The sequence below is a fragment of the Pseudomonas orientalis genome, assembly GCF_022807995.1.
Classification (GTDB): domain Bacteria; phylum Pseudomonadota; class Gammaproteobacteria; order Pseudomonadales; family Pseudomonadaceae; genus Aquipseudomonas; species Aquipseudomonas orientalis_B.
Genome location: NZ_CP094351.1, coordinates 5,471,423 through 5,492,381 on the forward strand (window position 1 = coordinate 5,471,423; position 20,959 = coordinate 5,492,381).

At 61.3% G+C, this 20,959-nt stretch carries 18 protein-coding genes; 6 read left to right on the forward strand and 12 right to left on the reverse strand.

Annotated features, from left to right (window positions below; translation table 11 throughout):
- Positions 1 to 38: 38 nt before the first annotated feature.
- A complete protein-coding gene (locus MRY17_RS24605; RefSeq protein WP_191952566.1) occupies positions 39 to 902 on the reverse strand; it encodes a LysR family transcriptional regulator in 864 nt (287 codons plus the stop codon).
- A 15-nt stretch (positions 903 to 917) separates the two neighbouring features.
- Positions 918 to 3,164, reverse strand: a complete 2,247-nt coding sequence (locus MRY17_RS24610; RefSeq protein WP_243353008.1) for a heavy metal translocating P-type ATPase — start codon at positions 3,162 to 3,164, stop codon at positions 918 to 920.
- A gap of 85 nt (positions 3,165 to 3,249) precedes the next feature.
- Here MRY17_RS24610 and cadR point away from each other — a divergent pair, with 85 nt between their 5' ends.
- Positions 3,250 to 3,690, forward strand: coding sequence for a Cd(II)/Pb(II)-responsive transcriptional regulator (cadR, locus tag MRY17_RS24615; protein WP_181282537.1), 441 nt, complete (start codon positions 3,250 to 3,252; stop codon positions 3,688 to 3,690).
- 70 nt (positions 3,691 to 3,760) lie between these two features.
- Here cadR and MRY17_RS24620 read toward each other — a convergent pair whose 3' ends face one another.
- Positions 3,761 to 4,594 carry a thymidylate synthase gene (locus MRY17_RS24620; RefSeq protein ID WP_191956228.1) on the reverse strand — a complete coding sequence of 278 codons (834 nt, stop codon included), beginning with the start codon at positions 4,592 to 4,594 and terminating at the stop codon, positions 3,761 to 3,763.
- Positions 4,595 to 4,645: 51 nt separating this feature from the next.
- On the reverse strand, positions 4,646 to 5,458 hold the full coding sequence (lgt, locus tag MRY17_RS24625) for a prolipoprotein diacylglyceryl transferase (RefSeq protein ID WP_057723439.1): 813 nt from the start codon (positions 5,456 to 5,458) through the stop codon (positions 4,646 to 4,648).
- Positions 5,459 to 5,674: 216 nt separating this feature from the next.
- Between lgt and MRY17_RS24630 the strand changes: the two genes are divergently transcribed.
- Positions 5,675 to 6,421 (forward strand): NRDE family protein, encoded by a 747-nt coding sequence (locus MRY17_RS24630; protein ID WP_243353009.1) that lies wholly within the window; start codon positions 5,675 to 5,677, stop codon positions 6,419 to 6,421.
- A 126-nt stretch (positions 6,422 to 6,547) separates the two neighbouring features.
- Here the strand turns inward: MRY17_RS24630 and ptsP are convergent, their stop codons facing one another.
- Together ptsP and MRY17_RS24640 are read right to left on the reverse strand one after the other, a co-directional pair.
- The gene (gene ptsP, locus MRY17_RS24635; protein WP_181282541.1) at positions 6,548 to 8,827 is read right to left on the reverse strand and encodes a phosphoenolpyruvate--protein phosphotransferase; all 2,280 of its coding nucleotides are present in this window, start codon (positions 8,825 to 8,827) and stop codon (positions 6,548 to 6,550) included.
- A gap of 22 nt (positions 8,828 to 8,849) precedes the next feature.
- A complete protein-coding gene (locus MRY17_RS24640; RefSeq protein WP_053128161.1) occupies positions 8,850 to 9,329 on the reverse strand; it encodes an RNA pyrophosphohydrolase in 480 nt (159 codons plus the stop codon).
- 143 nt (positions 9,330 to 9,472) lie between these two features.
- Here MRY17_RS24640 and MRY17_RS24645 point away from each other — a divergent pair, with 143 nt between their 5' ends.
- Positions 9,473 to 10,129: an HAD family hydrolase gene (locus MRY17_RS24645; RefSeq protein ID WP_243353010.1), complete on the forward strand. Its 657-nt coding sequence runs from the start codon at positions 9,473 to 9,475 to the stop codon at positions 10,127 to 10,129.
- A gap of 95 nt (positions 10,130 to 10,224) precedes the next feature.
- On the opposite strand, the gene MRY17_RS24650 is transcribed toward MRY17_RS24645, so the two are convergent.
- Both MRY17_RS24650 and ilvA read right to left on the reverse strand, forming a co-directional pair.
- Positions 10,225 to 10,638 carry a DUF2269 family protein gene (locus MRY17_RS24650; protein ID WP_243353011.1) on the reverse strand — a complete coding sequence of 138 codons (414 nt, stop codon included), beginning with the start codon at positions 10,636 to 10,638 and terminating at the stop codon, positions 10,225 to 10,227.
- Positions 10,639 to 10,678: 40 nt separating this feature from the next.
- On the reverse strand, positions 10,679 to 12,193 hold the full coding sequence (gene ilvA, locus MRY17_RS24655) for a threonine ammonia-lyase, biosynthetic (protein ID WP_191952560.1): 1,515 nt from the start codon (positions 12,191 to 12,193) through the stop codon (positions 10,679 to 10,681).
- 137 nt (positions 12,194 to 12,330) lie between these two features.
- Here ilvA and rpiA point away from each other — a divergent pair, with 137 nt between their 5' ends.
- Together rpiA and MRY17_RS24665 are read left to right on the forward strand one after the other, a co-directional pair.
- The gene (gene rpiA / locus MRY17_RS24660) at positions 12,331 to 13,002 is read left to right on the forward strand and encodes a ribose-5-phosphate isomerase RpiA (RefSeq protein WP_048729769.1); all 672 of its coding nucleotides are present in this window, start codon (positions 12,331 to 12,333) and stop codon (positions 13,000 to 13,002) included.
- A gap of 264 nt (positions 13,003 to 13,266) precedes the next feature.
- Entirely contained in the window at positions 13,267 to 15,213 is a 1,947-nt protein-coding gene (locus MRY17_RS24665) for an autotransporter domain-containing protein (RefSeq protein WP_243353012.1), read from the forward strand.
- Here the strand turns inward: MRY17_RS24665 and MRY17_RS24670 are convergent, their stop codons facing one another.
- The 4 genes from MRY17_RS24670 to MRY17_RS24685 form a co-directional block, all read right to left on the reverse strand.
- Positions 15,214 to 16,122, reverse strand: coding sequence for an SdiA-regulated domain-containing protein (locus MRY17_RS24670; RefSeq protein WP_057723431.1), 909 nt, complete (start codon positions 16,120 to 16,122; stop codon positions 15,214 to 15,216).
- 121 nt (positions 16,123 to 16,243) lie between these two features.
- Entirely contained in the window at positions 16,244 to 17,170 is a 927-nt protein-coding gene (locus tag MRY17_RS24675; RefSeq protein WP_181282548.1) for an SdiA-regulated domain-containing protein, read from the reverse strand.
- Between the two features lie 253 nt (positions 17,171 to 17,423).
- Complete coding sequence (locus MRY17_RS24680) at positions 17,424 to 18,089, reverse strand: fumarylacetoacetate hydrolase family protein (RefSeq protein ID WP_191952558.1); 666 nt, start codon at positions 18,087 to 18,089, stop codon at positions 17,424 to 17,426.
- An 11-nt stretch (positions 18,090 to 18,100) separates the two neighbouring features.
- Positions 18,101 to 19,495: an FAD-binding oxidoreductase gene (locus MRY17_RS24685; RefSeq protein ID WP_191956221.1), complete on the reverse strand. Its 1,395-nt coding sequence runs from the start codon at positions 19,493 to 19,495 to the stop codon at positions 18,101 to 18,103.
- A gap of 205 nt (positions 19,496 to 19,700) precedes the next feature.
- Here MRY17_RS24685 and serA point away from each other — a divergent pair, with 205 nt between their 5' ends.
- Positions 19,701 to 20,930 carry a phosphoglycerate dehydrogenase gene (serA, locus tag MRY17_RS24690; protein ID WP_003176761.1) on the forward strand — a complete coding sequence of 410 codons (1,230 nt, stop codon included), beginning with the start codon at positions 19,701 to 19,703 and terminating at the stop codon, positions 20,928 to 20,930.
- Positions 20,931 to 20,959: the final 29 nt, after the last annotated feature.

Below are 20,959 nucleotides of genomic sequence, written 5' to 3' on the forward strand. Positions count from 1 at the left end.
GGCTTGCCCCCGATTGGCCCTCAAGCCAGCCACAAAGGTTAAATTGGCGACATTTCCTGAGCCAGGCCAAGAAAAGCCGCCGGCAGTCGCGCGCCCTTGCGCTCCTTGAGGCAGTACAGATACTCCGGAATCTGCGGCGCATTCTCGATGGTCAGCACCTTCAACTGCGGGTCATGCGGCACTTCCTGCCGCGCAATGATGCTGATGCCGATATTGCGCAGCACCGCCTCGCGGATCGATTCACGGCTGCCGATTTCCAACAGCGGCCCATAACCGACGCCGGCGCCCTGCAATAGGTCTTCCGTCAGCCTGCGGGTGGTGGAGCCCGCTTCGCGCATCAGCAGCGTATGCCCGGCCAGCGCCGTCAATGGCACATGATCAAGCCGGGCCAGCGGATGGCTGCGATGCACCGCCAGCACCAAAGGATCAGTGCCCAGCACGCGGCGCACCAGACGCGAATCTTCCAGCAATTGCGACGAGGCGGCGACATCGACGCGGTAGTCGTCCAGCGCTTCGAGCACCTGTTGGGAATTGCCGATCTCCACCGACACTTCCACCTGCGGCAGGCGTTCGCGAAAGGCTTTGACCAGATCGAGGATGTAGTAAGGCGCGGTCGCAGCGACCCTCAGCGCGCCTTGAACCTGGCCGTTGTTGCGCAGGAAAAACTCGATATCCGCTTCCTGTTGCAACAGCGCCTTGACCATCGGCAACAGCCGCGCGCCCTCATCGCTCACCGTCAGACGGCGACCGCCACGGTAGAACAGTTCAACGCCGTATTGGCTTTCCAGGTTGCGAATCTGGGTCGTGACCGTGGGCTGGCTCAGGCCGAGTTTTTTCGCCGCCTGGGTGATGCTGCCCAGGCGGGCGACCTTGTAAAACGCCTTCAGCTCAGCACTCAGCACACCACCCTCTCACTGTTATTTGCGCAACAGGCGCAGGCCATTGAATACCACCAGCAGGCTGACGCCCATATCGGCGAACACCGCCATCCACATGGTCGCCATGCCCAGGAAGGTGACCGCCAGGAAGATCGCCTTGATCACCAGCGCCAGGGCAATGTTCTGCTTGAGGATACTCGACGTTTGCCTGGACAGCCGAATGAATGCGGGAATCTTGCGCAGGTCATCGTCCATCAATGCCACGTCGGCCGTCTCGATCGCGGTGTCGGTGCCCGCCGCCGCCATGGCGAAGCCGATTTCGGCGCGGGCCAGGGCCGGCGCGTCGTTGATGCCGTCGCCGACCATGCCGACGCGGTGGCCCTGGCCGTAGAGCATTTCAATGGCCTGCAGTTTATCGGTGGGCAACAAGTCGCCCCGGGCCTGATCAATACCGACCTGAGCGGCAATCGCCTGGGCGGTGTGGGTGTTATCGCCGGTCAGCATCAAGGTCTTGACGCCCAGATCGTGCAATTGCCGGATGGCTTCGCGGCTGCTGTCCTTGACGGTGTCGGCCACCGCGAACAAGGCCAGCGGGCCGGACTTTTCGAGCAGCAACACCACGGACTTGCCCTGTTTTTCCAGGGCGAAGAGTTTCTCCTCCAGCGCCGGCGAGCACAGCCCGAGGTCTTCCACCAGACGGTGGTTGCCCAGATGGTAGGTTTCGCCGTTGATGTCACCGCGCACACCACGCCCGGGCAATGCCTCGAAGTTATCCACAACGTGGGACGGCAGGTTTTTATCCACCGCCGCGTTGGCAATGGCCAAGGACACCGGGTGGTCGGAACGCCCCGCCAGACTCGCGGCCAGGGCCTGCGCGCTGTCCTGCACGGTGTCGAACAGCGGCACATAGTCGGTTTGCACCGGCTTGCCGTGGGTGATGGTGCCGGTCTTGTCCAGGGCCAGGTAGTCGAGTTTGTAGCCGCCCTCCAGGTATACGCCGCCCTTGATCAGGATGCCTTTGCGCGCCGCCGCCGCAAGGCCGCTGACAATGGTCACCGGGGTGGAAATCACCAGGGCGCACGGGCACGCGACTACCAGCAACACCAGGGCGCGGTAGATCCAGTCGAACCAGACGCCCGCCATGAACAGCGGCGGGATGACGGCCACGCCCAGGGCAAACAGGAACACCGCCGGGGTGTAGATTGTCGAGAAGCGGTCGACGAAACGCTGGGTCGGTGCCCGGGCGCCCTGAGCCTGCTCGACCGCATGGATGATCCGCGCCAGGGTGGAATTGTTGGCCGCTGCGGTCACTGTGTATTCCAGGGAACCGGCCTGGTTGATCGTACCGGCGAAGACTTTATCGCCCACAGTCTTTTCAATCGGCAGGCTTTCACCGGTGATCGGTGCCTGATCGATGGTGGATTGACCAGCAGTGACCTCACCGTCCAGACCGATGCGCTCGCCGGGCTTGACCCGCACAATGGCGCCAAGATCGATGCTTTTGACGTCCTGTTCCATCCAGGAACCGTCAGCCTGCCGCACCGTGGCCTGCTCCGGGGTCATCTGCATCAAGCCGCTGATGGCATTGCGTGCGCGGTCCAGGGACTTGGCTTCGATCAACTCCGCCACGGTAAACAGGAACATCACCATCGCCGCTTCCGGCCACTGGCCAATCAGCACGGCGCCGGTCACGGCGATACTCATCAGCGCGTTGATGTTCAGGTTGAGGTTTTTCAGGGCAATCCAGCCCTTCTTGTAGGTGGTGAGGCCACCGCTGAGGATTGACACCAGCGCTACCAGAGCGATCACCCAGGTCGGTGCAACGCCGCTGAAATGCAGGACCTCGGCGCTTAACGCCCCCACGCCCGACACTGCCAGCGGCCACCAGTGCTTCTTGGCAGGCGGCGCGGCGTCAGGGCTGCCTTCTTCAATCGGGTCGGCCTGCATGCCGATGGATTTGATCGCCTCGATGATCGGCGCGGTGCTCGGCAGATCGTGGGTGACGCCGAGGATGCGGTTGATCAGGTTGAATTCCAACTGCTGCACGCCGGCAAGCTTGCCCAGTTTGTTCTGGATCAAGGTCTGTTCGGTGGGGCAGTCCATCGCTTCGATGCGAAAGGTGCTCAGGCGCGAGCCGGCGGTGGGGGCGTCGCTCAGTTGCACCCGCGCAGGTGCCGGGGTGCCGGAACAACAGGCGCCGCCGTGGTCATGCACCGGCTTGAGCGTGTGCTCGCCGTGGTCGTGATCGTGGTCATGCTTGTTCGGGGTGTGGATGGAATCGCTCATCGTGTCGCGTCCGGAAAGGTGCCTGTTGCCAAGTAAAGACCCTGTAGCCACTATAGGGTCAAGCACCCATTTGGAGATTGCTGCGATGAAGATCGGCGAACTGGCCAAACTGACCGACTGCCCGGTGGAAACCATCCGTTATTACGAGAAGGAAGGCCTGCTGCCGCCTCCCGCCCGCACGGATGGCAACTACCGCGTCTACACCCAAGCGCATACCGAGCGGCTGATCTTTATCCGCAACTGCCGCGGCCTCGACATGACACTGGAAGAAATCCGCAGCTTGCTCAGCCTGCGCGACAGTCCCCAGGATCAGTGCGAAAACGTGAATGCGTTGATTGATGAACATATCCACCATGTAAAAGCGCGGATCGATGGGCTGCTGGCATTGCAGGAGCAGTTACTGGACTTGCGCCAGCGCTGCGGGGGTGGGGAGCAGTGCGCAATCCTGCAGCAGCTGGAAGTCAGCGGCGCGATTGCGGCCAGCGAGGCCGAGCCCTCGCATGTGGGCCGCAGCCATGGCCATTAGCCTCAAGTGAACACAGGCCAAAATGTGGGAGGGGGCAAGCCCCCTCCCACAGTTTTGACCGAGACAGGCCTTAGATCGCGACGTCAGCCTTGATGCTCGGGTCGGCGTCATAACCAACGATTTCGAAGTCTTCGAACTTGTAGTCATAAATCGACTCAGGCTTACGCTTGATTACCAGCTCCGGCAGCTTTTTCGGCGTGCGTGCCAGCTGGGTCCGAATCTGTTCCATGTGGTTGCTGTAGGCGTGAGTATCGCCAGTGGTGACGATGATCTCGTGGGGGATCAGGTCGCACTGCTGCGCCAGCATATGGGTGAGCAACGCCAGCGCGGCGGTGTTGTAGGGCAGGCCGAGGAAGACATCGGAGCTGCGGATGTACAGCTGCATCGACAGATGGCCGTCGTGCACGAACGCCTGGTAGAGCAGGTGACACGGTGGCAGCGCTTGCTTGCCGTTGCGCGCGTTTTCCTGGGGGCTCCTGGTTTCGTCCGGCAGGTATTCGACATTCCAGCCGTGGAACAGGATGCGGCGGCTGTTGGGGTTGGTCTTGAGCGTGTGCACCATGTAATCGATCTGGTTGATCGTGCCGCCGTCCTTGGTCGGCCAGGCGGTCCACTGCTCGCCGTACACCGGGCCCAGGTCGCCATCTTCGGTGGCCCATTCATCCCAGATGCGCACGCCGTTTTCGTTGAGCCATTTGATGTTGGTGTTGCCGCTCAACATCCAGATCAGCTCGTTGGCGATGCTTTTGAAGTGCAGCTTCTTGGTGGTCAGTAGCGGGAAGCCGTCGGCCAGGTTATGCCGATACTGGCGGGCGAACACAGCCTTGGTGCCGGTGCCGGTACGATCGCCCTTGGTCAGGCCATTGGTCACGACGTCGTGCAGGAGTTCGAGGTATTGCTTCATGTGATTACCCGTATCGTTGAAGCCAGGACCTCCTGGTCCTGGCATTCGAATTTAAAGCGCGGCGTTCTTCAGCGGTTGCGGACGGTTGTACGCCCACCACAACAGGCCCAGGCCCGCCAGGATCATCGGAATGCTGAGGACCTGCCCCATGGTCAGCCAGCCCCACGCCAGGTAGCCCAACTGCGCATCCGGCACCCGCACGAACTCGACGATAAAGCGGAAGATCCCGTAGAACAGCGCGAACATCCCGGAAACCGCCATGGTTGGGCGCGGTTTGCGCGAGAAGAGGTAGAGGATGAGGAACAGTGCCACACCTTCCAGGGCGAATTGGTACAGCTGCGACGGATGGCGCGGCAGTTGCGCCGGGTCGCTGAACGGCGGGAACACCATGGCCCACGGCACGTCGGTGGGCTTGCCCCACAGCTCGGCGTTGATGAAGTTGCCGATGCGCCCGGCGCCCAGACCGATGGGCACGAAGGGTGCAACGAAGTCCATCAACTGGAAGAACGACTTGCCGTTGCGCCGGCCAAACCACCAGGCGGCGATCATCACGCCGACAAAGCCGCCATGGAACGCCATTCCGCCCTTCCACACTTCGAAGATCAGCGTCGGGTTGGCGATATACGCCGACAAATCGTAAAACAGCACATACCCCAGGCGCCCGCCGACAATTACCCCCATCGACATCCAGAACACCATGTCGGAGAGTTTCTCCTTGGTCCAGGTCGGGTCGAAACGGTTCAGGCGCCGGGAAGCCAGCAGCCAGGCACCGCCGATGCCGATCAGGTACATCAACCCGTACCAATGGATTTTCAGCGGACCGATGGCCAGGGCCACCGGGTCGATCTGCGGGTAAGGCAGCATTGCGACTCCTCGTTAAACATTTAGTCATGACGCACCGGACCATGCCGATGCGCGATTAAGCCTGCGTTACAGCTGCGAGATCAAATTAAGAAGTTCACATACACACCAAACAGCCCGGCATGTTAACGGATGGAAGGTGCGCGGCCCAACTTCGTTGCGATGGAACGCCTGCGGTTGTGTGGGTAGAGTGGAGAAAAACACACAAGGGATCGCCCGATGTGCCTGATTGTTTTCGCCTGGCGGCCGGGCCACGCCCAGCCGCTGATCGTCGCGGCCAACCGCGATGAGTTCTACGCCCGGCCCAGCCTGCCCCTGGCGCAATGGCCGGATGCGCCCCAGGTCTACGCCGGCCGCGACCAGGAAGCCGGCGGCACCTGGCTGGGGGTCAACGCCGATGGACGCTTTGCCGCGCTGACCAACATTCGCGACCCGCACCAGCCACCGTCGCGTAAATCCCGTGGTGAGCTGGTGGCACGCTTTCTCAGCGGTTCGCTGCCAGTTGGCGATTATCTGGCGGACGTTAACGGACGTTCAATTGAATATGCCGGATTCAACCTGCTGGTGGGCACACCGGAAGAGCTGTGGCATTACAACGCCAACGACACCGAGCCGACGCGCTTGAAGGCAGGCGTTTATGGATTATCCAATGCAGGACTGGATACGCCCTGGCCGAAGTTGCTCAAGGCCAGGGCGGCCCTCGCAGACATCCTCGACGATCCGCAGCCGCAGGCGTTGCTGGAGATTTTGAGCGACCCGCAGACCGCACCGTTTGCCGAGCTGCCGGATACCGGCGTCGGCCTGGCGACCGAGAGCCTGCTGTCGAGTGTATTTATCGCCAGCCCCAGCTACGGAACGCGGGCAAGCACGGCGCTGATTGTGAATGCCGACGGCACGCGGCGGATGGTGGAGCGCAGTTTCGGGCCGCAGGGTGGCCGGTTGGGCGAGGTCGAACTCAATTTCTGAATACACTGAAAATCAAATGTGGGAGGGGGCTTGCCCCCGATTGCGATCTGTCAGTTAAAACCCTTCTGACTGACACTCCGCTATCGGGGGCAAGCCCCCTCCCACATTTTTGATCAGCGCATGTCTCTAGAGAGTCTTGGCAGAAGCCGGATTGATCATCCGCGTCAGCCCCAAGTTCTTCAGCGCCAATTGCAGCGAGCTGTGGATAACTTGCGGGTTGTCGATAGTCATCAACTCGGCCAGCAAATCCTTGGCCATGCTCAATTCAACCTGGCGCAGCATCCACTTCACTTTCGGCAAGTTAGTGGCGTTCATCGACAGGCTGTCAAAACCCATCGCCATCAACAGCACCGCCGCTGCCGGGTCGCCAGCCATTTCCCCGCAGATACTCACCGGCTTGCCTTCGGCATGGGCGTCGCGCACCACGTGTTGCAGCGCCTGCAGCACGGCCGGGTGCAGGTAGTCGTACAGGTCGGCGACCCTTGGGTTGTTGCGGTCCACGGCCAACAAGTATTGCGTCAGGTCGTTGGAGCCCACGGACAGGAAGTCCACCTGCCGCGCCAGCTCCTTGGCCTGGTACACCGCCGCCGGAATTTCGATCATCACGCCAATCGGCGGCATCGGCACGTCGGCGCCTTCGTCGCGCACTTCGCCCCAGGCGCGGTGGATCAGGTGCAGGGCTTCTTCCAGCTCGTGGGTGCCGGAGATCATCGGCAGCAGGATGCGCAGGTTGTTCAGGCCTTCGCTGGCCTTGAGCATGGCGCGGGTCTGCACCAGGAAGATTTCAGGATGGTCGAGGGTGACGCGAATACCGCGCCAGCCGAGGAAAGGGTTGTCTTCCTTGATCGGGAAATACGACAGTGACTTGTCGCCGCCGATATCCAGGCTGCGCATGGTCACCGGCAACGGGTGGAAGGCCTGCAGTTGCTCGCGATAAATCGCCAGCTGCTCCTTCTCACTCGGGAAACGCTGGTTGATCATGAACGGCACTTCGGTGCGGTACAGCCCTACCCCTTCGGCGCCGCGCTGTTGCGCACGGGCCACATCGGCCAGCAGGCCGGTATTGACCAGCAGCGGCACGCGGTGGCCGTCGAGGGTCACGCACGGCAGTTCGCGCAGCGAGTCCAGGCCCAGCGCCAGCTGTTTCTCTTCCTCGACCACTTCGGCGTATTGCTTGCGCAGCAATTCGCTGGGGTTGGTAAAGACTTCGCCGCGATGGCCATCGACGATCATGTCGATACCATCCACTTTGGAATACGGCAGGTCCACCAGGCCCATCACCGTCGGGATACCCATGGCCCGGGCCAGGATCGCCACGTGGGAGTTGCCCGAACCCAATACCGAGACCAGGCCCACCAGTTTGCCCTCAGGCACTTCGCCAAGCATGGTGGCGGTCAGTTCTTCGCTGATCAGGATGGTGTTGTCGGGGTAGACCAGGTTGGTGGTGCGGTCTTCCTGCAGGTAAGCGAGCAGACGGCGACCGAGGTCACGTACATCCGAGGCACGTTCGCGCAGGTAGGCGTCGTCCATCATTTCGAAACGGTTGACGTGATCGGTGACCACCTGGCGCAGTGCACCCTGGGCCCACTGGCCGGTCTTGATCACGGTCTTGACTTCGTTACCCAGGGACGCGTCGTCCAGCATCATCTGGTAGACGTCGAACAGCGCACGCTCTTCGGGGCGCAACTGGGTCGCCAGCTTGGTCGACAGGTTGCGCATGTCGGCGCGCACGCCTTCCAGGGCGGTCTTGAACAGTTTGATTTCAGCGTCGATGTCATTGACGGTCTTGTCCGGCACCACGTCGAGGTCGGCCGGAGGCAGCATGACCACGGCGGTACCGACGGCGGCACCCGGTGAGCCCGGCACGCCGACGAACTTGGCTTCCTGGATGCCCTTGCCCTGGCGGCCCAGGCCGCGAATCGAGCCGGTGGCTTCGGCGTGGGCGATCACTCCGGCGAGCTGCGCGCTCATGGTCACCAGGAAGGCTTCTTCACCTTCGTCGAACTGACGGCGTTCTTTCTGCTGGATGACCAGCACGCCGACGACGCGGCGGTGGTGAATGATCGGTGCGCCGAGGAACGAGGCGTAGCGCTCTTCGCCGGTTTCGGCAAAGTAGCGATAACGCGGGTGGTCGGCCGCGTGTTCAAGGTTCAGGGGTTCTTCACGCGTCCCCACCAGGCCCACGAGACCTTCATTGGGCGCCATGCTGACCTTGCCGATGGAGCGCTTGTTCAAGCCCTCCGTGGCCATCAGCACAAAACGGTTGGTCTCGGGGTCCAGCAGGTAAACCGAGCAGACCTGGCTGCCCATGGCTTCCTTGACGCGCAACACAATAATCCCCAACGCCGCCTTGAGATCCTTGGCGGAGTTAACTTCCTGGACGATCTTGCGCAGCGTATTGAGCATGGCTCGGGGTCGAACTCCGTCGTCAGTCGCGCGATAAAAGGCGCGGGGCAAGCTCTTTGAGCGCGCGACGATAAACCTCGCGCTTGAATGTCACCACCTGGCCCAACGGATACCAATAACTGACCCAGCGCCAGCCATCGAACTCCGGTTTACCGGTCAAATCCATCCGCACCCGCTGCTCATTGGAGATCAGGCGCAGGAGAAACCATTTCTGCTTCTGGCCGATACACAGCGGCTGGCTGTGGGTACGCACCAGGCGTTGCGGCAAACGATAGCGCAACCAGCCACGGGTACAGGCCAGAATCTGCACATCTTCGCGCTCAAGGCCGACTTCTTCGTTCAACTCACGGTACAAGGCGTCTTCAGGGGTTTCGTCGGGGTTGATCCCACCTTGAGGAAACTGCCAGGCATCTTGGTTGATTCGGCGAGCCCATAGCACCTGTCCGGCATCATTCGTAAGAATAATCCCGACATTAGGACGGAAACCATCGGGGTCGATCACGGCAACAACCTCGCAAACGCATATCGTCGCATTGTTCCACAAAGCTTCCTCCAGCGGCAACGAGGCTTCTTACCTTATGTGCACTCTTGTGAAAAGACCGTATTCTGGACGCCTTTTTACAGACTTTTCAGCGAGTAACCGCAATGCGCCTGGCTTTATTCGACTTGGACAATACCCTTCTGGGCGGTGACAGCGACCACGCCTGGGGCGATTACCTGTGTGAGCGAGGAATTCTCGACGCGCTGGCCTACAAGGCTCGTAACGACGAGTTCTACCAGGACTACCTGGCCGGCACGCTGGACAACGCCGCCTACCTGAACTTCTGCCTGGAAATCCTCGGTCGCACCGAGATGGCTCAGCTGGACGAATGGCACAACGACTATATGCGCGACTGCATCGAGCCGATCATGCTGCCGAGGGCCGTTGAACTGCTGGCCAAACACCGCGCCGCCGGCGACAAGCTGGTGATCATCACCGCCACCAACCGTTTCGTCACCGCGCCGATTGCCGCACGCCTGGGCGTTGACACCCTGATCGCCACCGAGTGCGAGATGGAAAATGGCCGCTACACCGGACGCAGCACCGATGTGCCGTGCTTTCGCGAAGGCAAGGTGACGCGCTTGAACCGGTGGCTGGAAGAGACCGGGTATAGCCTGCAAGACAGCTACTTCTATAGCGACTCGATGAATGACTTGCCGTTGCTGGAGCAGGTGACGCATCCGGTGGCGGTGGATCCGGATCCCAATTTGCGGGCTGAGGCTGAACGGCGCGGCTGGCCGGTGATTACCCTGCGCAGCTGATAAAGCTATCGGGGGCAAGACCCCTCCCACACTTGGAATGTATTTCAAATGTGGGAGGGGGCTTGCCCCCGATGCAGACAACTCGGTCTCAAGCCCTAAACCGGCTTGGCCCCCATCAACCCCGCAATCGCCACAAACCCCGCCAGGCTGACCACCGCCAGCACCAAGGTGAAATTCAAGCTGCCGCCCTCGCCTCGACGCAACCGATTAAGCCGCGCCACCAGCCAGAACCAGGCCAACGCCGCCACCGTATAGAGAATGCTGGAACCCAGAATCCAGGTTTGCCCCAGCGGCCAGCCGGTCAGGTGCACCAGCCACCAACCGGTGAACGGCATGCTGACCAGGCAAATACCCATCAGCAGCCACACGAAGGCCCACGGCCGTTGCACAGTCACCGCAGGCCCGGCGCTGCGCTTGCGCCAGGCCAGGAGCGCCAGGCCGAGGCCGCTGAGCAGCAGCAACACGGTGGCGGCGATGTGGATAACCTTGAGGGTGGTCAGCGTTTCCATAGTCTCGATTCCTTGAAGGCCGCTCAGTCAGTTTAGTCGCTCAACCGAGGAACAACTGGTAGGCCGGGTTTTCGCTTTCATCCCAGTACGGGTAGCCGATCTCGGCAAGGGCGGCCGGTACCAGGTGGCGCTCGTCCGCCGGCACTTGCAGGCCGGCGACCACACGGCCATCAGCCGCGCCGTGGTTGCGGTAGTGGAACATCGAGATGTTCCAGCGCCCGCCCAACTTGTGCAGGAAGTTGAACAATGCGCCCGGACGCTCCGGGAACTCAAAACGAAACACCAACTCGTCGCTGACCTTGGCCGCATGCCCGCCGACCATATGGCGAATGTGCAACTTGGCCAATTCGTTTTCGGTCAGGTCCAGCACCGGGAAACCCTGGCCCGTGAGGCTGGCGATCAACGCACTGCGCGGGTCGTTTTCCGGGTGGGTCTGCACGCCGACGAAGATGTGCGCCTCGCTGCCGGTGTGATAGCGGTAGTTGAACTCGGTAATCTGGCGCTTGCCCACCGCTTCGCAGAAGGCCTTGAAGCTGCCCGGCTTCTCGGGAATGGTCACGGCGATGATGGCTTCGCGGCCCTCACCCAGTTCGGCACGTTCGGCTACATGGCGCAGGCGGTCGAAGTTGACGTTGGCGCCCGAATCGATGGCGACGAAGGTCTGGCCGCTGACGCCACGGGTCTCCACGTATTTCTTGATCCCGGCCACGCCCAAGGCACCGGCCGGTTCGGTGATGGAGCGGGTGTCGTCGTAGATGTCCTTGATCGCCGCACAGATTTCATCGGTGCTGACGGTGATCACTTCGTCCACATAGTCTTTGCAGATGTCGAAGGTGTGCAGGCCGATCTGCGCCACCGCCACGCCATCGGCGAAGATGCCCACGGTGGGCAACACCACGCGCTCACCCGCCGCCATCGCCGCTTGCAGGCAGTTGGAGTCGTCCGGCTCGACGCCGATGATCTTGATCTCCGGGCGCAGGTATTTCACGTACGCCGCAATACCGGCGATCAGCCCGCCGCCGCCCACCGGCACGAAGATCGCATCCAGCGGCCCGGGGTGCTGGCGCAGGATTTCCATCGCCACGGTGCCCTGCCCGGCAATGGTGTGCGGATCATCGTAGGGGTGAATGTAGACGTAGCCTTTTTCGTCGACCAGCTTGAGCGAGTAGGCCAGCGCTTCCGGGAAGGAGTCGCCGTGCAATACCACTTTACCGCCACGGGAGCGCACGCCTTCGACCTTGATCTCCGGCGTGGTCTTGGGCATCACGATAGTGGCCTTGACCCCCAGCACCTTGGCCGCCAGCGCAAGGCCCTGGGCGTGGTTGCCCGCCGAGGCAGTGACCACGCCACGTGCGCGCTCTTCTGCGCTGAGCTGGGTCAGTTTGTTGTAGGCGCCGCGAATCTTGAACGAGAACACCGGCTGCAAGTCTTCGCGCTTGAGCCAAATCTGATTGCCCAGCCGCTCGGAAAGCTGGCGGGCAGTCTGCAAGGGTGTTTCTACGGCAACGTCGTAAACGCGCGAGGTGAGGATCTTTTTGACGTAGTGTTCAAGCATCGGCAGGCATCTACTTCGGGGGTTGGGCAGGACCACGGAGTCTAACCCGGCTTTTGGCCGGGAGACCACACGAATCCCAAGGTTTGTTGGGGTATACTCGCCGCCCTCGATAACTCCCCGCCCGCTCCGGAGCCCGCATGACCCAGGATCAACTCAAACAGGCAGTGGCCCAGGCCGCCGTCGATTTAATCCTTCCCAAACTCGACGACAAGAGCGTCGTCGGTGTGGGCACCGGCTCCACCGCCAACTGCTTTATCGATGCGCTGGCCCTGCACAAAGGCGCGTTCGATGGCGCGGTGGCCAGCTCCGAAGCGACCGCCGCACGCCTTAAAGGCCACGGCATTCCGGTGTACGAGCTCAACACCGTGAGCGACCTGGAGTTCTACATCGACGGCGCGGACGAAAGCGATGAACACCTGAACCTGATCAAGGGCGGCGGCGCAGCCCTGACCCGCGAGAAGATCGTCGCGGCGGTGGCCAAGACCTTCATCTGCATCGCCGACGCCAGCAAGCTGGTGCCGGTACTCGGCGCGTTCCCGCTGCCGGTGGAAGTCATCCCGATGGCCCGCAGCCACGTGGCCCGCGAGCTGGTGAAACTGGGCGGCGACCCGGTGTACCGCGAAGGCGTGTTGACCGACAACGGCAACATCATCCTTGATGTGTTCAACATGCAGATCACCAACCCGGTTGAGCTGGAGACGCAGATCAATGCCATCGTCGGCGTGGTCACCAACGGCCTGTTCGCCGCGCGCCCGGCGGATGTGTTGTTGTTGGGCACCCCGGAAGGTGTAAAAACCCTCAAGGCCTAAAAGCACCGCAGTTCCAATGTGGAAACTCTAATGTGGGAGGGGGCTTGCCCCCGACAGCGGTATATCAGTACCCGATAGGCTGACTGACACACTGCAATCGGGGGCAAGCCCCCTCCCACATTTGGTATGTGCTCCACGCTGGATTTATGTAACAAAAACACTACCTTTCGCAGCACTCCTCGCCAAAACCGTGCGCTCCGTCACGGCAGACACCTCCCTTCCTGGTATCCAATCCGTTACAAATTACACCTCAAGGAAGACCCTGTGATAAAGCCCCTAGCCCTCGCTATCAGCGTCGCCGGCGCCCTGTTGTCGGCACAAACCCAGGCCTACGAATACGGTCAGCACGCAACTGCCACGCTGGAAAAGCTGATCAATGACTACCCCGGCCGTTATCGCGGCACCGCCAATTTCGCCGGGGCCGCCGATTGGATGCAGAGCCGGATGGGCACGGCCTACAGCATCAGTCGCCAGGACTTCACCTGGAACAATGGCAGTCGCGCCTCGCAGAATGTGGTGGCCTACGCTGCCGGCACCAAGGCGCAGTACGTGGTGATCGGCGCGCACTTCGACACCTACTTCGGTCGGCCCACTCTGCAAGGCCTGGACGACAACGGTTCCGGCGCCAGCGTGCTGACCGAGGTGGCGAAGAACCTGGGCGGGCTGCAACTGGAAAATGGCCTGCAGGTGGTCGGCTTCGGCGCCGAGGAAGAAGGCCTGCGCGGCTCCAGGGCCTTCGTCGATTCCCTGAACGCAAGCCAGCGCGCCAATATGCTCGCCATGATCAACCTCGACAGCCTGATCACCGGCGACATGATGTACGCCCACGCCGGTCAGAACAGTACGGCCAACCCGAGTCTGGCGGCGTTGCGCGAACACACGTTCCAGATCGCCAGGGAATTGAATATCGCCCTGTTCACCAACCCCGGCCTGGACCCGCAATACCCCAAGGGCACCGGCTGTTGCAGCGATGGCGAACCGTTCGAACCGCTGAATATACCGATCCTGTATATCGAGGCCACCAACTGGGAGCTGGGCGACCTGGACGGCTACACCCAGACCGACAACCCGAAAATTCCCGGCGGCTCAACCTGGCACGACCCGAGCGAAGACAACAAAGCCGTGCTCACCGATGCCTTCGGCCAGGCGCGCATCGACCAGCGCCTGCGCGATTATTCGCGCCTGCTCAGCCGCCTGGTGCTGGAGCTGACCAACGCCGACTTGATGGCCTCGACCGCCTCCGGCGGCGCCGCTGCGCGCAATATGCAGGACAACCTGCAGCGCCAGCACCAGGCGCTGGCGCGCCTGCACGAGCGCCGCTGGCTGACCCTGCAGGCCACCGGTCGCGAGGTCGGCAGCTTTGATGGCGAGGTCGGCGTGGACGGGGAATACAACCCGGACAATGGCTTCGACACCCCGCTCAACCCTGAGGCCCGTCGCCTGGGCGTGCACGCGTTGGGTGATTATCAACTCAGTTCAAGCCTGAACATCGGCGCCAGCCTGAGCTACCTCAACGGGCGCGATAAGCTGGAGCATCGCGGCAAACTGGACAGCGACACCTGGCAGGCCGCCGTCTACGCCCTGCTCAATGACGGCGGGCCGAGCTGGCTGGCCGGTGACCTGAGCGTCGGCCATACGCGCTTCGACGCCAGGCGCAACCTGCTGATACAGGCCAACGGCGGGCCGGTCCTGCTCAACCAGCAACTGACCGGCAACACCGACGCACTCTCCCTGGGCGCACGGGTGCTGGGCGGCTACGACTTCGACTTCGGCGCAATTAAAAGCGGCCCTTTTGCCGGGCTCGACTACAGCCATTACCGCATCGATCAGTTCGACGAGAAGCAAAACCTGCGCACGGCCCTCGAGTACGAAGAACAGTCGTTCGACTCCCTGGAAGCCAGCCTGGGTTGGCGCGTGCGCGGTGCCGTCGCCCTGCCTTACGGCCTGACTCTGATGCCCTATGGCAATCTCGCGTGGGTCAAGGAGCTGGCCGACGGGCGCCTGGACGACTTGCAATTGACCGCCCGCGCCGATGGCCAGGCCCGCACCGCCAAACTGGGATCAGTCGACAAAAGCTTCGGCCGCGCGCAGATCGGCAGCCAACTGGCGATCACCCCGCAACTGGGGGTGTACGCCGAAGTGAACAGCCGGCTTGGCCACGCCGAGGGCAGCCAGACTGGCTACTCCCTGGGCGTGCAGTGGATGTTCTGATCAGGGCTTTTTGAACACATAGAACAGGTTCGGCTCACTGACGAGGTACAGCGTGCCCTCGTCATCCATGGCGACCCCCTCGGCCTGGGGCACACGTTTTTTCAGGCCGTGGCGCCCGTTGAGCAGCGACAGACTGCTCAGCGGGCGACCGTCGATGTCCAGCTCCAGCACCAGAAACGACTCATCCGACAGCGCCAGCAAATGGCCGCTGCGCTCGTCGTATTGCAGGCTGGAGAGGTCGCGCACAAACAACCCGGCATCACGCTTGGGGTTATTGATCACGTGCACCGAGTAGGTTTTTTCCGCTTTGAAATGGGGAAAGCCGTGGACTTCGTAAATCACCATCGGGTCGCGTTCCTTGGCGACAAACAGGCGCTTGCCCACCGAGTCATAGGCCAGGCCCTCGAAACCCTTGTTGCTGCCGATGTGCACGCCCAGGGTCATCTGCTCCGCATCGGCGGCATCGAGAAATTGCGTGTCATCGTCCACATGCACTTTGATCAGCCGCTGCTGGCGCTCGTCGCTGATCACATAGATGTTGTCGCTGATGAACTCCACTGCTTCGGCATCGCCAAAACCCACCAGGGGAATACGCCGCAGGATCTTGCCCTGCAGGGACAGTTCGACCAGCTCGGCGTTTTTATTGGTGACGGTAAACAGGCTTTTGCGCACCGGATCGTAAGTGAGGGCCGACACATCGTCGTCGAGCCCTTCGATCACCTGGGCCTCCAGGGAGACGCGATAATCCGCCAGGCCGATGCTGCGTTCATTGGCCGGCTGATGCCACACCCGCCAGTTGAACCAGGCACGTTCGAACAGACGGAACTGCTGCGCAACGACCCCGGCGGCAACCAGGGCAATCAGAATCAGGATGACTAAAGCGGGTTTGGGGCGGGCAAGTCGGCGCATCGGGGCGGGCTCAGAGAGAAAAACTGGCGAATAGATATCAAGGTCGCCTGAATTTAAACTTAAACGCGCCGGGATGCCTGGCGAATGCCGCTATTTGAGAAATGTCTGACGTAAACGTACGTTATTTCTGCTTTTCAAAACGATAGAACAGGTTCGGTTCACTGACCATGTAAAGGGTGCCGCTCTCGTCCATGGTCACACCTTCGGCACGCGGGATAGTGTCTTTGAGGCCGTTGAAGCCGCCCAGCAACGTCATGAAGCTGACTTGCTCACCCTTCTCGTCCAGCTCCAGCAACAGGTGGGAGTCGGCCGACAGCACCAGCAAGTGCCCGGTACGCGGGTCAACCGCCAGCGCCGAGAGGTTGCGCATGTCGAGTTCGGTGCTGGCCAGCTTTTGCTTGTCGCCTGCCAGGGTCTGGCTGCCATCGCTTTTCCAGGTGAACAGCGCCGGTGGGCGCTCTTCGCCCAGCACCAGTTGCTGGTTGCGCTTGTCCCAGGTAATGGCTTCGAAGGCCTTGTTCTGATCCTTGGACGGGCCGAGGTCATAGCTGGGAAAATCGGCCTTGTTCAATGCCGTGGTGCCTGCGTCGATCTTGATGAGGGTCAGGCTGTGCTGGCGCTCATCGACCACGGCCATCAGGCCATTTTCCATCACCGTCACGCCTTCCGGGTTGTTCCAGCCATTGAGCGGCATCTTGCGCAGCACATCGCCCTGCAGGCTCAGCTCCACCAGGAACGGGTTCTTGCCCATCACGGAAAACAGGGTTTTTGTCTGGGGGTTGTAGGACAGGTCCGAAGCCTCATCCTTCTCCATACCGGGCAGCAGCTTGGCGTCGATGATCGCGTGATAGTCAGGCAGCCACACACTTTCCCGGCGTTCGGCCGGGCTTTCAAAACCCTCCAGCACCCACAGCACACCCCGATCGTCCCAGTGCATGGCCCAGGCGATGCCATACAGGATCGCCCCGGCCAGAAACACCCAGGAATACCAGCGCATGGTCAGGCGCGAGCGAAGCGTAGGTTTGGAAGTGGGCAGAGGCACGGCCATGGGGCGCTTTTTTCCGGAAAGTCAGCGGTAGGGAATAGCACAGGATCCAGAGGCCTGTGCGAGAAGTTCGGGATTATCCGGGTGGTGTGTGAAAAAAATGCAAAAACACCGGTTTTGGCAGATGTACACAATCAAATGTGGGAGGGGGCTTGCCCCCGATAGCGGAGTGTCAGCCACAGATTTGCCGACTGACACACTGCAATCGGGGGCAAGCCCCCTCCCACATTTTTTACTGCGTTTCGTCAGGAAAAAATCAGCGCACCACGCTTTCGAAGCGGTTGACGCCCGACAACTCCAGCACCAGCCTGTCACCGACATTCAGCGGCCCGACGCCCGCCGGTGTGCCGGTGAGGATCACATCACCGGCCTGCAGCGAGAAGCAGCCGGCCATGTGCTGGATCATCGGCACGATCGGGTTGAGCATCTGCGCGCTGTTGCCGTTCTGACGCACTTCGCCATTGATGCTCAGGCGAATGCCGATATCGGTCACGTCGGCGAAGGTGCTGCTCACCACGAAAGGCGCGATCACCGCAGCGCCGTCGAACGACTTGGCGATCTCCCACGGCAGGCCCTTGGCCTTGAGCTCCGCCTGTTTGTCGCGCAGGGTCAGGTCCAGGGCCGGGGCGAAGCCGGAGATGGCATCGAGCACTTCTTCGCGGCTTGGTTTGTTCGACAACGGCTTGCCGATCAGCACGGCGATCTCCGCTTCGTAGTGCACCGAACCGCGCTCGGTTGGAATGGCAAAACCGCCTTCCAGCGGCACCACGCAACTGCCCGGCTTGATGAACAGCAACGGTTCGGTGGGTACCGGGTTGTCCAGTTCCTTGGCGTGTTCGGCGTAGTTGCGCCCGATACACACGACTTTACCCACGGGAAAGTGGATGTTGGTGCCGTCGATATACTTGTGCTGGTAGCTCATTGAACGACTCCTTAAACAGCGAAGATCTTGCCTGGGTTCATGATCCCGTTCGGGTCGAACACCGCTTTCACGGCCTTCATGTATTCGATCTCAACCGGCGAGCGGCTGTAGGTCAGGTAATCGCGCTTGGTCATGCCCACGCCGTGCTCGGCGGAGATCGAGCCGTTGTACTTGGCGACGGTCTCGAACACCCACTTGTTCACGGTGGCGCACTTGGCGAAGAACTCGTCCTTGCTCAGATTTTCCGGCTTGAGGATGTTCAGGTGCAGGTTACCGTCGCCAATGTGACCGAACCACACGATTTCGAAATCCGGGTAATGTTCGCCGACAATTGCGTCAATTTCGCTAAGGAACGCCGGCACTTTGGAAACGGTGACCGAGATATCGTTTTTGTACGGCGTCCAGTGGGAAATCGTCTCGGAGATGTACTCGCGCAACTTCCACAGGTTATGCAGCTGGGTTTCGCTCTGGCTCATCACGCCGTCCAGCACCCAGCCCTGCTCGACGCAGTGCTCGAAGGTTTCCAGGGCGTGATTGGCGACCTCTTCGGTGGTGGCTTCGAATTCCAGCAGTGCGTAGAACGGGCATTCGGTGTCGAACGGCGCCGGCACATCACCACGGCCGAGGACCTTGGCCAGGGCCTTGTCGGAGAAGAATTCGAACGCGGTCAGATCGAGCTTGCTCTGGAAGGCGTGCAGCACCGGCATGATCGAGTCGAAGTCGGTGGTGCCCAGCACCATGGCGGTGAGGTTTTTCGGTGCACGGTCCAGGCGCATGGTGGCTTCCACCACAAAGCCCAGGGTGCCTTCGGCGCCGATGAACAACTGACGCATGTCGTAGCCGGTGGCGTTCTTGATCAGATCACGGTTGAGTTCCAGCACATCGCCCTTGCCGGTGACCACTTTCATCCCGGCCACCCAGTTGCGGGTCATGCCGTAGCGAATCACCTTGATCCCGCCGGCATTGGTGCCGATATTGCCGCCAATCTGGCTGGAGCCGGACGACGCGAAATCCACCGGGTAGTACAGGCCGTTTTCTTCAGCGACGTTCTGCAACTGCTGGGTGACCACGCCCGGCTGGCACACGGCGGTGCGGTCGGTGAGGTTCACGTCGAGGATCTGGTTCATGTAGTCGAACGACACCACCACTTCACCATTGGCCGCAACAGCCGCCGCCGACAGGCCGGTGCGCCCGCCGGACGGCACCAGCGCCACCTTGTGGCTATTGGCCCAACGGACGATGGCCTGCACCTGCTCGGTGGTCTTGGGGAACACGATGGCGCATGGCGCGGGCGCGAAGTGCTTGGTCCAATCCTTGCCGTAAGCCTCCAGGGAGTCGGCGTCGGTCAGCACTTTGCCGGGCTCAACCAGGGTCTTCAGCTCATCAATCAGGGCAGGATGGGTCATTGACAGAACTCTCGAACAATTCATGGTCATCCTGAGAACGCTTCACGTCGCAGGAATAGGTGTTTAGCGGGGCGCGTATGCTAGCATACCGCCCCCGCAGGACAGAGCCCAAGGGCGTTTCTGCGGTGACGGCTTTCCTGCCGTCCGGGTCAGCTTAAGCGATCCGATTCCCTGCCATTTTTCTCCGGGATACAGGTTTACGCAGATGAGCAAGACTTCTCTCGATAAGAGCAAGATCAAGTTCCTTCTTCTGGAAGGCGTCCACCCATCGGCTGTCGACGTTCTGAAAGCCGCCGGGTACACCAGCATTGAGTACATCACCAGTTCTCTGCCGGAAGCCCAGCTCAAGGAAAAGATCGCCGACGCGCACTTTATCGGCATTCGCTCCCGCACTCAGCTGACCGAAGAGATCTTCGACCACGCCAAGAAACTCGTGGCCGTCGGCTGTTTCTGCATCGGCACCAACCAGGTCGACCTCAACGCGGCGCGCGAGCGCGGTATCGCGGTGTTCAACGCCCCGTATTCCAACACCCGTTCCGTTGCGGAACTGGTGCTGGCCGAGGCCATCCTGCTGCTGCGCGGTATCCCCGAGAAGAACGCTTCCTGCCACCGTGGCGGCTGGATCAAGAGCGCGGCCAATTCCTTCGAGATCCGCGGCAAGAAACTGGGTATCGTCGGTTACGGTTCGATCGGCACGCAGCTGTCGGTACTGGCAGAAGGCCTGGGGATGCAGGTGTTCTTCTACGACACCCTGACCAAGCTGCCGCTGGGCAACGCCACGCAGGTGTCGAGCCTGACCGAACTGCTGGGCATGTCCGACATCGTCACCCTGCACGTTCCGGAAACCGCCGAGACCCAGTGGATGATCGGCGAGAAGGAAATCCGCGCCATCAAGAAAGGCGGGATCCTGATCAACGCCGCGCGCGGCACCGTGGTGGAGCTGGACGCCCTGGCCGACGCGATCAAGGACAAGCACCTGATCGGCGCCGCCATCGACGTGTTCCCGGTAGAGCCTCGCTCCAACGACGACATCTTCGAAAGCCCTCTGCGCGGCCTGGACAACGTGATCCTGACCCCGCACATCGGCGGCTCCACCGCTGAAGCCCAGGCCAACATCGGCCTGGAAGTCTCGGAAAAACTGGTCAAGTACAGCGACAACGGTACCTCGGTCTCGTCCGTGAACTTCCCGGAAGTGGCCCTGCCGGCTCACCCTGGCAAGCACCGTCTGCTGCACATCCACCAGAACATTCCGGGTGTGATGATGGAGATCAACAAGGTGTTCGCGGAAAACGGCATCAACATCTCCGGTCAGTTCCTGCAGACCAACGAGAAGGTCGGCTACGTGGTCATCGACGTCGACGCCGAGTATTCGGACCTGGCGCAGGAAAAGCTGCAGCACATCAACGGCACAATTCGTAGTCGCGTGTTGTTCTAACGCTTCAACGCTGCACAAAAAAAGGGAGA